This window comes from Escherichia whittamii (assembly GCF_014836715.1).
GTDB classification, from domain to species: domain Bacteria; phylum Pseudomonadota; class Gammaproteobacteria; order Enterobacterales; family Enterobacteriaceae; genus Escherichia; species Escherichia whittamii.
This window is the reverse complement of record NZ_JACSQI010000014.1, coordinates 103092-118130: the sequence shown is the minus strand read 5'-3', so window position 1 is coordinate 118130 and position 15039 is coordinate 103092. Positions and strand designations below refer to the sequence as shown.

The window sequence follows — 15039 nt, the reverse complement described above, 5'->3', positions numbered from 1 at the left end:
ACAGTAAACAAATGGCAATGTTCAGAAATGGAAAAGGCCGCGAAAGCGACCTTTTCTTGTTACAGCTGCAAAGCATTTTTTTGCGAGGCGGCTTCAGGATTATTGCTGTTCCAGCGCATCGCCAATTTTGATTTTCGCCTCTTTACGCAGGTTACTCATCAGAGCTTCAAAGACGATTTGTGCGTTGTTTTGGGTAATGCCCTGCACCATCGCTTTTTTCTGCTCTTCCGGCATTGAACCTTGTTTCACTTCGTCCAGCGCCAGCAGAACGACATTGCCCTGCATATCGGTCGCCATACCGTAGCTCGGTTTGTCTTTCGCTGGCAGAGGCAGTGCAAATGCCGCCAGGCTAATCGGGTCACGCCCAGAACGGCTTAAGGTTTTCTGCTCGCCAAATTTTAGACCGGCAGCCTGCATAGCTTCTGCACCTTTGCCCGCTTTCAAATCGACCAGCAGTTTTTCAGCATCCACTTTCGCTTGCTGTTCAGCTTTGTTGTGTTGAACCATCGCTTTAACCTGTTCCTGAACATCTGCCAGCGGTTTAACCGCTTCCGGTTTATGCTCGCTGATACGCAGAACGAATGCACGATCGCCGTCTACGGTGATGATGTCAGAGTTGATGCCCGGCGCGCCGTTTTCACCAATCAGACCGCCGTTAAAGATAGCGTCCGCAACCGGTTTGAAGTTTAACTCTTCCGGCAGCTTATCTTTGCTGAACCAGCCAGTCTGAGTAGCTTTAACGCCCGCAGCCTGCTCTGCACCTGCCAGAGATTCAGTGTCGTTGCTTGCTGCATCGCTTATTTTCTGTTGCAGCGCGTAGTATGCATCCAGCGCTTTTTCGTGTTTCACTTTCGCTGCGATATCGTCACGTACTTCGTCTAACGACTTCACTTTTGCTGGCTGAATGTCATCCAGACGGACGATCAGGAAACCTACCGAGGATTTGATCACGCCAGAAAGCTGGCCTTTTTCTTTCAGACCGGCATTTTTCAGTTCGTCTGGGGTGGTGGAGTCTTCTAACCAACCCATATCACCGCCGTTACGAGCAGAGATAATATCGGCAGATTTTTCTTTTGCTAACGCAGCAAAATCACCGCCTTTGTTCAGCGCATCAAGTACGGCTTTCGCTTCATCTTCAGTTTTGGTCTGGATGATGCTGTAGCGCGTGCGCTGCGGCTGGGTGAACTGATCCTGATGCTGATCATAGTAACTCTGGATATCCGCATCGCTAACCGGTTGCTGCATCGTGGCGGCATCCAGCTTGATGTAGCTCACGCGGAACTGCTCCGGAGTCATGAAATTGTTTTTGTTTTGCTCGTAGTAGCTGGCGATTTCTGGTTCGGTCACAGCTTGTTTAGCCGCTAGCGCATTAACGTCGATAGTCGCTTCACGCACTACACGTTGTTGAGCGACCAGCGCAGCCAGTTCGTCAGTTTCACCTTTCAACATAAAGTCGGTGCCGGCAACGCCAGCAATCAGCTGTTGGGTGGTGAGCTGGTTACGCAGCGCCTGCGCGTACTGATCGGCACTCATTCCCATTCGGTTAAGGATATCGTTGTAGCGGCTGTTATCGAACTTGCCGTCAACCTGGAAAGCCGGGGTCGCGAAAATCGCCTGCTTAACCTGCTCATCGCTGATACCCAGTTTCAGCTCACGAGCGTACTGGTCCAGCAGAGCCTCGTCGATCAGACGATTCAGCACCTGTTGACGCAGGGTTTTCATATAGCCTTCGTTCGCCGCCAGCTCGGAGTATTGATCGCCCAGCTGTTGCTGCATGCGATTACGCTCGCTGTTGAAGGCGTTCTCAAACTGCCCACGGCTAATTTCCTGGTCATTCACTTTTGCGGCGTAGTTATTGCCTCCGCCAATCAGGTAACCACTCACGCCGGTCAATATGAACGACACGATAATGATACCGAAAATAATCTTGAGCACGAGACTGTTTGCAGCCGTGCGTAAGCTGTCCATCATGGTGTAACAACACTCCGCTGTAGATGACTGTATACCTCACGCAACTTATCGCTGCGCGCAAAGGCCTATTGTGACAAGAAACGGGGGCAATTGTCAGCCCACAATGCGCAGAAAGTCACGGAATACAAATAAAAAAGGCACATCAGTAGATGCGCCCTTGAACTTCGTCACATCCCCAATGGGGACAACACTTAGTTTACCGCGTCTTTCAGTGCTTTACCTGCACGGAAGCTCGGTACTTTAGCTGCAGCGATGGTGATCTCTTTACCGGTCTGCGGGTTGCGACCAGTACGGGCAGCACGCTCTTTAACGGCAAAAGTACCAAAACCTACCAGTGCTACATCATCCCCTTCTTTCAGGGATTCAGTTACGGAAGCAATAATAGCATCTAACGCACGGCCAGCCGCAGCTTTAGAGATATCAGCCCCTGCAGCAATCTTGTCAATCAATTGAGATTTATTCACTCTTCTCTTCCTCTTTATAATTTATCTCGCACTTGAATCCTTCAAGGTGCGAACGCGCAGCAGTTATATCAGGCCAGCCATCCCCTTACAACACCCCTTAATAAGGGCAAGCCTAATCCGCCCTCTAACTTAACGAGACAAAAAAAGGCTGGCAAGTCCGAATTTACCTGCCAGCCCTTTTTTTATTAGTGCATTTTGCGCGAGGTCACTATTTTGCGGTTACAACCTGCATGCCAGACGGTTCATTTTGTAACGCGAGAGTCAGAACTTCCTCAATGCGTTTCACCGGATGGATGTCCAGATCGGCAATCACGTTGTCTGGAATCTCTTCCAGATCGCGTTTATTTTCGTAAGGAATTAACACTGTTTTAATTCCACCACGATGCGCGGCCAGCAGTTTTTCTTTCAAACCGCCGATTGGTAACACCTGACCACGCAAGGTTATCTCGCCCGTCATCGCTACATCGGCGCGAACCGGGTTACCGGTCAGGCAAGAAACCAGCGCAGTGCACATGGCAATACCGGCGCTCGGACCATCTTTCGGCGTCGCACCTTCCGGTACGTGCACGTGGATGTCGCGTTTTTCGTAAAAATCTGGATTGATCCCCAGTTTTTCCGCTCGCGCACGAACCACCGTTAACGCCGCCTGAATGGACTCTTGCATCACTTCGCCCAGCGAACCGGTATAAGTGAGTTTACCTTTGCCAGGTACACATGCAGTTTCGATGGTCAGCAAGTCGCCGCCGACTTCTGTCCACGCCAGACCCGTTACCTGACCGACGCGGTTTTCGTTATCCGCACGACCATAGTCGAAACGCTGTACGCCAAGGTAGTCATGCAGGTTATCGCCGTTAATTTCGATATGTTTTAATGACTTATCGAGAAGTAACTGCTTAACCGCTTTACGGCACAGTTTGGAGATTTCACGCTCCAGACCACGCACGCCAGCCTCACGGGTGTAGTAACGAATAATGCCGATAATGGCGCTATCGTTGACGGTCAGCTCACCTTTTTTCAGCGCATTACGTTCAATCTGCTTCGGCAGCAGGTGACGTTTGGCGATGTTCAGTTTTTCATCTTCGGTGTAACCGGAGAGACGAATCACTTCCATACGATCCAGCAGCGGCGCCGGAATATTCATGGAGTTCGACGTCGCGACAAACATCACGTCGCTCAGGTCGTAATCCACTTCCAGGTAATGGTCGCTGAACGCCACGTTCTGCTCGGGATCCAACACTTCAAGCAGAGCGGAAGCCGGATCGCCACGCATGTCAGAAGACATTTTGTCGATTTCATCGAGCAGGAACAGCGGGTTTTTAACGCCCACTTTCGCCATTTTCTGGATCAATTTACCCGGCATTGAACCGATGTAAGTACGACGGTGGCCGCGGATTTCCGCTTCGTCACGCACGCCGCCCAGCGCCATACGAACATATTTACGTCCGGTAGCTTTGGCGATGGACTGACCCAGGGACGTTTTACCTACCCCCGGCGGCCCTACCAGGCAGAGGATCGGCCCCTTGATTTTGTTTACACGGCTCTGAACCGCAAGATACTCAAGGATGCGATCTTTCACGCGCTCCAGACCATAATGGTCGGTATCGAGGATCTCTTGCGCCTGACGCAGGTCTTTTTTGACCTTGCTACGCGCATTCCACGGCACCTGCACCATCCAGTCGATATAACCACGCACCACGGTTGCTTCAGCCGACATTGGAGACATCATTTTCAGCTTCTGCAATTCTGCTTCTGCTTTTTCTTTTGCCTCTTTTGGCATTTTCGCCGCATCGATTTTACGCTTCAGGGCTTCGTTTTCGTCCGGCGCGTCGTCCATTTCGCCGAGTTCTTTCTGAATGGCTTTCATTTGCTCGTTCAGATAGTACTCACGCTGGGATTTCTCCATCTGCTTTTTCACGCGGTTACGAATACGTTTCTCAACCTGCAGCAGATCGATTTCCGATTCCATCATCGCCATCAGATATTCCAGACGCTCGTTAACGTCGGACATCTCAAGAACGGACTGTTTGTCAGCCAGTTTCAGCGGCATATGCGCGGCAATGGTATCTGCCAGACGCGCAGGATCGTCGATGCTGTTAAGCGACGTCAGCACTTCTGGTGGGATTTTCTTATTCAGCTTGATGTAGCCTTCGAACTGGCTGATTGCAGTACGCACCAGCACTTCCTGTTCCCGCTCCTCAATGGTCGGCGATTCCAGATACTCCGCCTTCGCAGAAAAGTGTTCGCCATTGTCAGAGAGCGCAGAAATACGCGCGCGCTGTAACCCCTCGACCAGCACTTTGACAGTGCCGTCAGGCAGCTTCAGCATCTGCAATATAGAGGCCACGGTCCCGACGGTGAAAAGATCGTTTACACCCGGCTCATCCGTTGAAGCTTCTTTCTGCGCGACCAGCATAATTTTTTTATCATGGTCCATCGCCGCTTCCAGACAACGGATAGATTTTTCCCGCCCGACAAATAAGGGGATGACCATGTGCGGATAAACCACCACATCGCGCAGCGGCAATACGGGGATTTCAATGCGTTCAGAACGCTCAGGATTCATAGAGCTCTCTCTTAGTTTAATTTCCGCCAGGTAATCAGATGACACAACTGTGCTTCACGCCATCTATTAACATGTACGTCAGTATATGGGGATGTTTCCCCGACATTCAATGTCGAGAATAGAGGAAAAATGAAAGGGGAGATAAAATCCCCCCTTTTTGGTTAACTGACTGTATGAAAATGGTTAATTATTCACCAGATGCCTGTTGTGCTTCCGGCTTACCATAAATCAGCAGCGGTTTGCTCTGGCCATCAATTACCGATTCGTCGATAACCACTTTTTCAACATCTTCCATAGACGGCAGATCGTACATGGTATCGAGCAGTGCGGCTTCTACGATGGAGCGCAGACCGCGGGCGCCGGTTTTACGCGCCATCGCTTTCTTCGCGATAGCATCCAGCGCCTCGTCACGGAACTCCAGATCAACACCTTCCAGATTAAACAGCGCCTGATACTGCTTGGTCAGGGCGTTCTTTGGCTCTTTGAGGATCTGAATCAGGGCTTCTTCACTCAGTTCATTCAGCGTTGCTACAACTGGCAGACGACCGATGAACTCAGGGATCAGACCAAACTTGATCAGATCTTCCGGTTCAACCTGCGCCAGCAGCTCGCCTTCGCTTGCTTTGTCGGACTTCGCTTTTACCGTCGCGCCAAAACCAATGCCGGAGCCGGTTTCTACGCGATGGGAAATCACTTTATCCAGACCGGCAAACGCACCACCACAGATAAACAGGATCTTAGAGGTATCTACCTGCAAGAATTCCTGCTGCGGGTGTTTACGTCCACCTTGCGGCGGAACAGCAGCAACTGTACCTTCGATCAGTTTCAACAGTGCCTGCTGTACGCCTTCACCGGAAACGTCACGGGTAATAGACGGGTTGTCAGACTTACGTGAAATCTTGTCAATTTCATCGATGTAGACAATACCGCGCTGTGCTTTCTGTACGTCGTAGTCGCACTTCTGCAACAGTTTCTGAATGATGTTCTCAACGTCTTCGCCCACATAACCGGCTTCGGTCAGCGTGGTCGCATCGGCCATAGTGAACGGAACATCCAGCAGGCGTGCCAGCGTTTCAGCCAGCAGCGTTTTACCGGAACCGGTCGGACCGATCAGTAGAATGTTACTTTTGCCCAACTCGACGCCATTGCTGGTATCGCCATTGCGCAGACGTTTGTAGTGGTTGTATACCGCGACCGCCAGCACTTTTTTCGCCTGTTCCTGACCGATAACGTAATCGTCCAGGTGGTTGCGAATTTCATGCGGCGTCGGTAGCGCACTGCGTTCACGATGCGGTGCAACTTCTTTAATCTCTTCGCGAATGATGTCGTTACATAAATCAACACATTCGTCGCAGATATACACGGATGGTCCGGCAATCAGCTTGCGCACTTCATGCTGGCTTTTGCCGCAAAAAGAGCAGTACAACAGTTTGCCTGAGCCATCTTTGCGTTTATCTGTCATGGGTCAAAACCTCTTCTTTGTTCTTTGTGCCGCACACGACGACGCAAATGCCATTCTCAGGCGCAAGTCGCTTATAGCGTTGTGCCGCCCTGGATAAGTATAGCGGCACAGTTGCGCCTCTGGCATCAATTACGATGGGTCAGAATCGAATCGACCAGACCGTATTCCACCGCTTCAGGAGCAGAAAGGAAGCGATCGCGCTCGGTATCTCGTTCAATCTGTTCTAATGATTGACCCGTATGGAGCGCCATAAGTTCATTCATGCGCCCTTTAACTTTCAAAATTTCACGGGCATGAATTTCGATATCGGTCGCCTGGCCCTGATAGCCGCCCAGCGGTTGGTGAATCATCACGCGCGAGTTCGGCAGGCAGAAACGTTTACCTTTTGCCCCTGCGGTCAGCAGGAATGCGCCCATCGAGGCCGCCTGGCCCATACAGATGGTGCTGACATCAGGCTTGATAAACTGCATGGTGTCATAGATAGACATCCCGGCAGTGATCACTCCGCCTGGGGAGTTAATGTACAGATAGATATCTTTTTCTGGGTTTTCCGCTTCCAGGAACAGCATCTGCGCCACAATCAGGTTAGCCATGTGGTCTTCAACCTGGCCAGTCAGAAAAATAACGCGTTCCTTAAGTAGACGAGAATAGATATCAAAAGAGCGCTCACCGCGTGAGGTCTGTTCAATGACCATCGGCACCAGCGCCATATGGGGTGCAAAATTATCTCGTTCGCCGCTGTATGACATTTCCGTCTCCTGGATAAAATTGAAAAAACCTGCTGTACCGATTGTAACCTTATGGACGGATTATCAGCTAGTCCCTGTGTTATGGGTACGGCATCATCCTATTTCAAGCATAACAATCTTTTGTTGTTACGCTAACACCGAAAGAGCGTTTTCGCACGGTTCCATGCAAAATTCATGACAAAAAAAAGCCCACCACCTGGCGGTGACGGGCCTTTATGCGAATTTAGCGCGTTATGCTGCGTAAATTACGCCTGCTGGTTCATCAGCTCGTTGAAAGTGGTTTCTTTTTCAGTCACTTTCGCTTTCGCCAGTACAGCTTCAACAGCCTGTTCTTCCAGAGCCACGTTACGCATGTTGTCCATCAGCTCTTTGTTTTTGCTGTAGAACTCGATAACTTCTTTCGGATCTTCGTATGCAGAAGCCATCTCTTCGATCAGACCTTTCACACGCTCTTCGTCAGCTTTCAGCTCGTTGGTGCGGATAACTTCGCCCAGCAGCAGGCCAACAACTACGCGGCGTTTAGCCTGTTCTTCGAACAGTTCACGCGGCAGTTCCAGCGCTTGTTTCTCATTGCCGCCGAAACGCTGTGCAGCCTGGCGACGCAGAACGTCGATTTCGCTGTCGATCAGCGCAGCCGGAACGTCGATGTCGTTAGCTTTTACCAGACCTTCGATCGCCTGAGACTTAACGCGGTTACGAATGGCGCTCTTCAGCTCGCGTTCCATGTTTTTACGCACTTCAGCGCGCAGACCTTCTACGGAACCATCTTCAACGCCGAAACGTTTGATGAATTCAGCAGTCAGTTCCGGCAGTTCACGCTCTTCAACTTTCTTCAGGTTGATAGCGAATTTCGCTGCTTTACCCTTCAGGTTTTCTGCGTGGTATTCTTCCGGGAAGGTCACGTCGATGGTGAACTCTTCGCCCGCTTTGTGGCCTTTGATACCGTCTTCAAAGCCCGGGATCATACGACCCTGGCCCATCGCCAGTACGAAATCAGACGCTTTACCGCCTTCGAACTCTTCGCCGTCTACAGAACCGGTGAAGTCGATGGTTACGCGGTCTTCTGCTTCAACAGCGCCGTCTTTTTCTTTCCAGGTCGCCTGCTGTTTACGCAGTGTATCCAGCATGCCGTCAACGTCAGCGTCGGTCACTTCAACGATCGGTTTTTCAACTTCGATCGCTTCCAGACCCTGCAGTTCAACTTCCGGATAAACTTCAAACTCTACAGAGTAGGTGAAGTCTTCACCCAGCTTGTATTCGCCCGGAACATAGGTCGGTGCGCCAGCCGGATTGATTTTTTCTTTAATGATGGCGTCAATGAAGTTACGGCTCATCAGGTCACCCAGAACGTCCTGGCGTACAGACGCGCCATAACGCTGAGCAACGATATTCATTGGCACTTTGCCTTTACGGAAGCCGTCAATACGTACTTTTTTCGCAACGTTGACCAGCTCGCTTTTAACAGCGGTTTCGATGCTGTCAGCAGCGATAGTAATCGTTACACGGCGGCCAAGGCCTTGAGTGGTTTCAACTGAAACTTGCATCTTGTTACCTCAAAAAATCACAGTGCTCGGTCAACTCTTACCCCGCGAGCACAGGTTGTTGGCTTCGCGGTACCGGGATGTTCTTATAATCAATCACATTCCCTGTTACCAGAATCATCCCGAAAGCATTCAAATGGACGCGGCATTATAGCGACATCACTTTTATGAGTCGAGAACGGTTATTGCGCGCTACCGCGTATTTTTTCACAATTACCGGGGAATTTTCGTCTGAATGCTGGGCAAAAAGCACAAAATCCAGACAAAACAAAACGGCCCGTAGGCCGTTTTTCATAAAATCTTTAGCAACATACTGGAAAAGCGCCGACGGTTGCAAATGCGTTTTTACGCAATGCTTCCTGCTCCACGACAGGGAGGAGAGGCAAAAATGGTATCCTGCAACCCTTCCCATTCCTTAATAGTGTAAGTATGCAGAGCCAGCGCATGAACGGTAGTAGAGAGTTCCTCCGCTAAAGTACTGTAAATCATTCGATGACGATTCAGAAAACGTTCACCCATAAAACGATCGCTGACCAGCACAACTTTAAAATGGCTTTCAGAGCCGGCTGGGACATTGTGACGATAGCTTTCATCCACAACTTCGAGGAATACGGGTTGGAACGCAGTCCTTAATTTTTCTTCTATCCGCTCACGTATCATCATGAAATATCTCCTCCGACAACGCTGAGATGTCACCCATCCCTTTAAATACTAGCCGCTTTTACCGTTTCCATTACAGCTTAACAACAAATAATTAGCTTTCATCCTATTTTTTCTGTCAAGCGTATGAAGTTTACTGATTTAAAGATTGATTCACTGGCTTCACATCAGTGTTTCTTTTACTCAAGGCGATTATTTCGTCAACATAATGAATTTACATGTCTTACCCACTTCCCCTCGTCGTTGGCGATGTTATGATGGCGGGAATCTTTACCAAACACGCTTAAAAGTCTCTGAGAGCCAGAACATGTTCAAAAAAATCCTCTTCCCTTTAGTTGCTCTGTTTATGCTTGCAGGATGCGCAAAACCGCCAACAACCATTGAAGTTTCTCCGACAATGACGCTGCCACAGCAGGACCCAAGTCTGATGGGTATCACCGTTAGCATTAATGGTGCCGATCAACGTACCGATCAGGCGCTGGCGAAAGTGACCCGCGATAATCAGATTGTCACCCTGACAGCCTCTCGCGATTTGCGTTTCCTGCTGCAAGAAGTGCTGGAAAAACAAATGACCGCGCGTGGTTACATGGTCGGCCCAAATGGTCCTGTGAACTTGCAAATCATCGTTAGTCAGTTGTATGCGGACGTATCCCAGGGCAACGTGCGTTACAACATCGCCACCAAAGCAGATATCGCCATCATCGCTACCGCGCAGAATGGTAACAAGATGACCAAAAACTATCGTGCCAGCTACAACGTTGAAGGCGCTTTTCAGGCTTCCAACAAAAATATCGCCGATGCGGTTAACAGTGTGCTGACCGACACCATTGCTGACATGTCTCAGGACACCAGCATTCACGAATTCATCAAGCAGAACGCGCGTTAATTTCTGCCTTCTGGCCCGGTGAAAGCCGGGCCTGTAGACGCCCATGTCCAGTCAATATTTACGTATTTTCCAACAGCCACGTTCAGCCATTTTGCTGATCCTGGGTTTTGCTTCCGGGCTACCACTCGCCCTGACATCCGGCACGTTGCAGGCGTGGATGACCGTTGAGAATATCGATCTTAAAACCATCGGTTTCTTCTCTCTGGTAGGCCAGGCTTATGTATTTAAATTTCTCTGGTCCCCGCTGATGGACCGCTACACCCCACCGTTCCTCGGACGTCGACGCGGTTGGCTGTTCGCTACACAAACTCTATTGTTACTGGCCATTGCGGCGATGGGTTTTCTCGAACCTGGCACCCAATTACGCTGGATGGCGGCACTGGCGGTGGTGATCGCTTTTTGCTCCGCCTCCCAGGATATCGTCTTTGATGCGTGGAAAACGGATGTACTTCCTGCGGAAGAACGCGGCGCAGGTGCAGCAATCAGCGTGCTGGGTTACCGGTTAGGGATGCTGGTTTCTGGTGGTTTAGCCTTATGGCTGGCAGATAAATGGCTGGGCTGGCAAGGCATGTACTGGTTGATGGCGGCGTTGCTGATCCCCTGTATTATCGCGACGCTACTTGCACCAGAACCAACCGACACCATTCCTGTACCCAAAACGCTGGAACAAGCCGTTGTAGCACCGTTGCGTGATTTCTTTGGCCGTAATAATGCATGGCTGATTCTGCTGTTAATCGTTCTCTACAAACTGGGCGATGCTTTCGCCATGAGTCTGACAACCACCTTTTTGATTCGCGGCGTCGGATTTGATGCCGGTGAAGTGGGGGTAGTTAACAAAACGCTCGGTCTACTGGCAACCATCGTCGGCGCATTGTTCGGCGGAATTTTAATGCAGCGCCTGTCATTGTTCCGTGCGCTAATGATTTTCGGCCTTTTACAAGGTGCGTCCAACGCAGGTTACTGGCTGCTTTCCGTGACTGATAAGCATCTCTACAGCATGGGCGCGGCAGTCTTTTTCGAAAACCTGTGCGGCGGGATGGGTACATCGGCGTTTGTAGCGCTGTTAATGACTTTGTGTAATAAGTCATTTTCCGCCACCCAGTTTGCCCTGCTCTCGGCACTTTCTGCTGTCGGACGGGTTTATGTAGGACCTGTAGCAGGTTGGTTTGTTGAAGCTCACGGCTGGCCGACGTTTTATCTGTTCTCTGTTGCCGCCGCCGTACCTGGACTTATTTTGCTGCTGGTCTGCCGACAGACGCTGGAGTACACGCGGGTCAATGACAACTTTATCCCACGTACCGAGTATCCGTCAGGTTATGCCTTCGCCATGTGGATCCTTGCGGCGGGCTTCAGTTTGTTAGCCGTGTGGCTATTGCTGTTAACGATGGACGCCCTGGATTTGACCCACTTCTCCTTCCTGTCTGCTCTGCTGGAAGTCGGCGTTTTTGTCGCCCTGTGCGGAGTCGTGCTTGGTGGTTTACTGGATTATCTGGCGCTACGAAAAACGCATCTGACGTAATCTGTGAATATTATTTAGCTGTAGTAATCACCCGGCGTAATTATTACGGCTAAATAAACATCAGCATCGCTTAATAATATTTGTTCTTTTGTGCGGCTTAGATTTCGAAAATTATTGACGCTATTTATAGATTCTATTTTTTTACACGATTCAGCTAATGACACTTTATTTCCCCTTACCTGAATTGTCACCTCAATGATAATTATTTGTTAAATAATTGTTTTGTTTTAAGATTGGTTATACCAATTGCCCTGCCGCTACCCTTCTGTGCCCTCCTTTCGTTATAACGCCCTTTTGCAACAGCTTCTTAAAATCAACTTGATATGTTTTGCAACATATGTGACCCGACAGCCAAATCCAAGTAACAGGAATTTAATCATGTTTACAGTAATGTAACCTTACCGTAAAATGCCCACACACTTTAAACGCCACCAGATCCCGTGGAATTGAGGTCGTTAAATGAGACTCAGGAAATACAATAAAAGTTTGGGATGGTTGTCATTATTTGCAGGCACTGTATTGCTCAGTGGTTGTAATTCTGCGCTATTAGATCCCAAAGGACAGATTGGTCTGGAGCAACGTTCACTGATACTGACGGCATTTGGCCTGATGTTGATTGTCGTTATTCCCGCAATCTTGATGGCTGTTGGTTTCGCCTGGAAGTACCGTGCGAGCAATAAAGATGCTAAGTACAGCCCGAACTGGTCACACTCCAATAAAGTGGAAGCTGTGGTCTGGACGGTGCCTATTTTAATCATCATCTTCCTTGCGGTACTGACCTGGAAAACCACTCACGCTCTTGAGCCTAGCAAGCCGCTGGCACACGACGAGAAGCCCATTACCATCGAAGTGGTTTCCATGGACTGGAAATGGTTCTTCATCTACCCGGAACAGGGCATTGCTACCGTGAATGAAATCGCTTTCCCGGCGAACACTCCGGTGTACTTCAAAGTGACCTCCAACTCCGTGATGAACTCCTTCTTTATTCCGCGTCTGGGTAGCCAGATTTATGCCATGGCCGGTATGCAGACTCGCTTGCATCTGATCGCTAACGAACCCGGTACTTATGACGGTATCTCCGCCAGCTACAGCGGCCCGGGCTTCTCAGGCATGAAGTTTAAAGCTATCGCCACACCAGATCGCGCCGCATTCGACCAGTGGGTCGCAAAAGCGAAACAGTCGCCGAACACCATGTCTGATATGACTACGTTCGAAAAACTGGCTGCGCCTAGCGAATACAACCAGGTGGAATATTTCTCCAACGTGAAACCAGATTTGTTTGCCGATGTGATTAACAAGTTTATGGCTCACGGTAAGAGCATGGACATGACCCAGCCAGAAGGTGAGCACAGCGCACACGAAGGTATGGAAGGCATGGACATGAGCCACGCGGAATCCGCCCATTAAAGGGGTTGAGGAAGAATAAAGATGTTCGGAAAATTATCACTTGATGCAGTCCCGTTCCATGAACCTATCGTCATGGTTACGATCGCTGCCATTATTTTGGGAGGTCTGGCGCTCGTTGGCCTGATCACTTACTTCGGTAAGTGGACCTACCTGTGGAAAGAGTGGCTGACCTCCGTCGACCATAAACGCCTCGGTATTATGTATATCATCGTGGCGATTGTGATGCTGCTACGTGGCTTTGCTGACGCCATTATGATGCGTAGCCAGCAAGCCCTTGCCTCGGCGGGCGAAGCGGGCTTCCTGCCGCCTCACCACTACGATCAGATCTTCACCGCGCACGGCGTGATTATGATCTTCTTCGTGGCGATGCCTTTCGTTATCGGTCTGATGAACCTGGTGGTTCCGCTGCAGATCGGCGCGCGTGACGTTGCGTTCCCGTTCCTCAACAACTTAAGCTTCTGGTTTACCGTTGTTGGCGTGATTCTGGTTAACGTTTCTCTCGGCGTGGGCGAATTTGCGCAGACCGGCTGGCTGGCCTATCCACCGCTATCGGGAATAGAGTACAGTCCGGGAGTCGGTGTCGATTACTGGATATGGAGCCTCCAGCTATCCGGTATTGGTACGACGCTAACCGGTATTAACTTCTTCGTTACCATTCTGAAGATGCGTGCGCCGGGCATGACCATGTTCAAGATGCCAGTATTTACCTGGGCATCACTGTGCGCAAACATTCTGATTATTGCCTCCTTTCCAATTCTGACGGTTACCGTCGCGTTGCTGACCCTGGATCGCTATCTGGGCACCCATTTCTTTACCAACGATATGGGTGGCAACATGATGATGTACATCAACCTGATTTGGGCCTGGGGTCATCCGGAAGTTTACATCCTGATCCTGCCTGTTTTCGGTGTGTTCTCCGAAATTGCGGCAACGTTCTCGCGTAAACGTCTGTTTGGTTATACCTCGCTGGTATGGGCAACCGTCTGTATCACTGTACTGTCGTTCATCGTCTGGCTGCATCACTTCTTTACGATGGGTGCGGGTGCGAACGTAAACGCCTTCTTTGGTATTACCACGATGATTATCGCCATCCCGACCGGGGTGAAGATCTTCAACTGGCTGTTCACCATGTATCAGGGGCGCATCGTGTTCCATTCCGCGATGCTGTGGACCATCGGTTTTATCGTCACCTTCTCGGTGGGCGGTATGACTGGCGTGCTGCTGGCAGTACCGGGCGCGGACTTCGTTCTGCATAACAGCCTGTTCCTGATTGCGCACTTCCATAACGTTATCATCGGCGGCGTGGTCTTCGGCTGCTTCGCAGGGATGACCTACTGGTGGCCTAAAGCGTTCGGTTTCAAACTGAACGAAACCTGGGGTAAACGCGCGTTCTGGTTCTGGATCATCGGCTTCTTCGTTGCCTTTATGCCGCTGTATGCGCTGGGCTTTATGGGTATGACCCGTCGTTTGAGCCAGCAGATTGACCCGCAGTTCCACACTATGCTGATGATTGCAGCCAGCGGTGCGGTACTGATTGCGCTGGGTATTCTCTGCCTCGTGATTCAGATGTACGTTTCTATTCGCGACCGCGACCAGAACCGTGACCTGACTGGTGACCCGTGGGGTGGCCGTACGCTGGAGTGGGCAACCTCTTCCCCGCCTCCGTTCTATAACTTTGCCGTTGTGCCGCACGTTCACGAACGTGATGCATTCTGGGAAATGAAAGAGAAAGGCGAAGCGTACAAAAAGCCTGACCACTATGAAGAAATTCATATGCCGAAAAACAGCGGCGCCGGTATCGTCATTGCGGCTTTCTC

General features: G+C 50.3%; 11 protein-coding genes. 4 read left to right on the top strand and 7 right to left on the bottom strand.

The genetic code is table 11. The annotated features are described in order from the left end of the window. Window positions 1-99: 99 nt before the first annotated feature. The 7 genes from ppiD to bolA form a co-directional block, all read right to left on the bottom strand. Window positions 100-1971 (bottom strand): peptidylprolyl isomerase, encoded by a 1872-nt coding sequence (gene ppiD, locus H9644_RS18565; protein ID WP_064527153.1) that lies wholly within the window; start codon window positions 1969-1971, stop codon window positions 100-102. 191 nt (window positions 1972-2162) lie between these two features. Beyond that, a complete protein-coding gene (gene hupB, locus H9644_RS18560; protein ID WP_254892905.1) occupies window positions 2163-2453 on the bottom strand; it encodes a nucleoid-associated protein HU-beta in 291 nt (96 codons plus the stop codon). A gap of 190 nt (window positions 2454-2643) precedes the next feature. After that, window positions 2644-4998, bottom strand: a complete 2355-nt coding sequence (gene lon / locus H9644_RS18555) for an endopeptidase La (protein ID WP_191775862.1) — start codon at window positions 4996-4998, stop codon at window positions 2644-2646. Window positions 4999-5185: 187 nt separating this feature from the next. Beyond that, window positions 5186-6460, bottom strand: a complete 1275-nt coding sequence (clpX, locus tag H9644_RS18550) for an ATP-dependent protease ATP-binding subunit ClpX (RefSeq protein WP_000130305.1) — start codon at window positions 6458-6460, stop codon at window positions 5186-5188. 125 nt (window positions 6461-6585) lie between these two features. Next, a complete protein-coding gene (gene clpP, locus H9644_RS18545) occupies window positions 6586-7209 on the bottom strand; it encodes an ATP-dependent Clp endopeptidase proteolytic subunit ClpP (RefSeq protein ID WP_000122253.1) in 624 nt (207 codons plus the stop codon). Window positions 7210-7454: 245 nt separating this feature from the next. After that, window positions 7455-8753 (bottom strand): trigger factor, encoded by a 1299-nt coding sequence (gene tig, locus H9644_RS18540; RefSeq protein WP_001198386.1) that lies wholly within the window; start codon window positions 8751-8753, stop codon window positions 7455-7457. Between the two features lie 342 nt (window positions 8754-9095). Then, window positions 9096-9413, bottom strand: a complete 318-nt coding sequence (gene bolA / locus H9644_RS18535; RefSeq protein WP_000973458.1) for a transcriptional regulator BolA — start codon at window positions 9411-9413, stop codon at window positions 9096-9098. A gap of 304 nt (window positions 9414-9717) precedes the next feature. On the opposite strand from bolA, the gene H9644_RS18530 reads away from it, so the two are divergent. The 4 genes from H9644_RS18530 to cyoB form a co-directional block, all read left to right on the top strand. Further along, the gene (locus tag H9644_RS18530; protein ID WP_000473500.1) at window positions 9718-10296 is read left to right on the top strand and encodes a lipoprotein; all 579 of its coding nucleotides are present in this window, start codon (window positions 9718-9720) and stop codon (window positions 10294-10296) included. Between the two features lie 43 nt (window positions 10297-10339). After that, a complete protein-coding gene (gene ampG / locus H9644_RS18525) occupies window positions 10340-11815 on the top strand; it encodes a muropeptide MFS transporter AmpG (RefSeq protein ID WP_191775858.1) in 1476 nt (491 codons plus the stop codon). Window positions 11816-12274: 459 nt separating this feature from the next. After that, window positions 12275-13222, top strand: coding sequence for a cytochrome o ubiquinol oxidase subunit II (cyoA, locus tag H9644_RS18520; protein WP_064527146.1), 948 nt, complete (start codon window positions 12275-12277; stop codon window positions 13220-13222). Window positions 13223-13243: 21 nt separating this feature from the next. Further along, the coding region (cyoB, locus tag H9644_RS18515; protein WP_225221454.1) for a cytochrome o ubiquinol oxidase subunit I at window positions 13244-15039 on the top strand (1796 nt) is incomplete at its 3' end.

Coding starts and splice junctions, on each gene's coding strand:
- ppiD (WP_064527153.1), bottom strand. CDS start 1,971: ATGATGGACAGCTTACGCACGGCTGCAAACAGTCTCGTGCTCAAGATT.
- lon (WP_191775862.1), bottom strand. CDS start 4,998: ATGAATCCTGAGCGTTCTGAACGCATTGAAATCCCCGTATTGCCGCTG.
- clpX (WP_000130305.1), bottom strand. CDS start 6,460: ATGACAGATAAACGCAAAGATGGCTCAGGCAAACTGTTGTACTGCTCT.
- clpP (WP_000122253.1), bottom strand. CDS start 7,209: ATGTCATACAGCGGCGAACGAGATAATTTTGCACCCCATATGGCGCTG.
- tig (WP_001198386.1), bottom strand. CDS start 8,753: ATGCAAGTTTCAGTTGAAACCACTCAAGGCCTTGGCCGCCGTGTAACG.
- bolA (WP_000973458.1), bottom strand. CDS start 9,413: ATGATGATACGTGAGCGGATAGAAGAAAAATTAAGGACTGCGTTCCAA.
- H9644_RS18530 (WP_000473500.1), top strand. CDS start 9,718: ATGTTCAAAAAAATCCTCTTCCCTTTAGTTGCTCTGTTTATGCTTGCA.
- ampG (WP_191775858.1), top strand. CDS start 10,340: ATGTCCAGTCAATATTTACGTATTTTCCAACAGCCACGTTCAGCCATT.
- cyoA (WP_064527146.1), top strand. CDS start 12,275: ATGAGACTCAGGAAATACAATAAAAGTTTGGGATGGTTGTCATTATTT.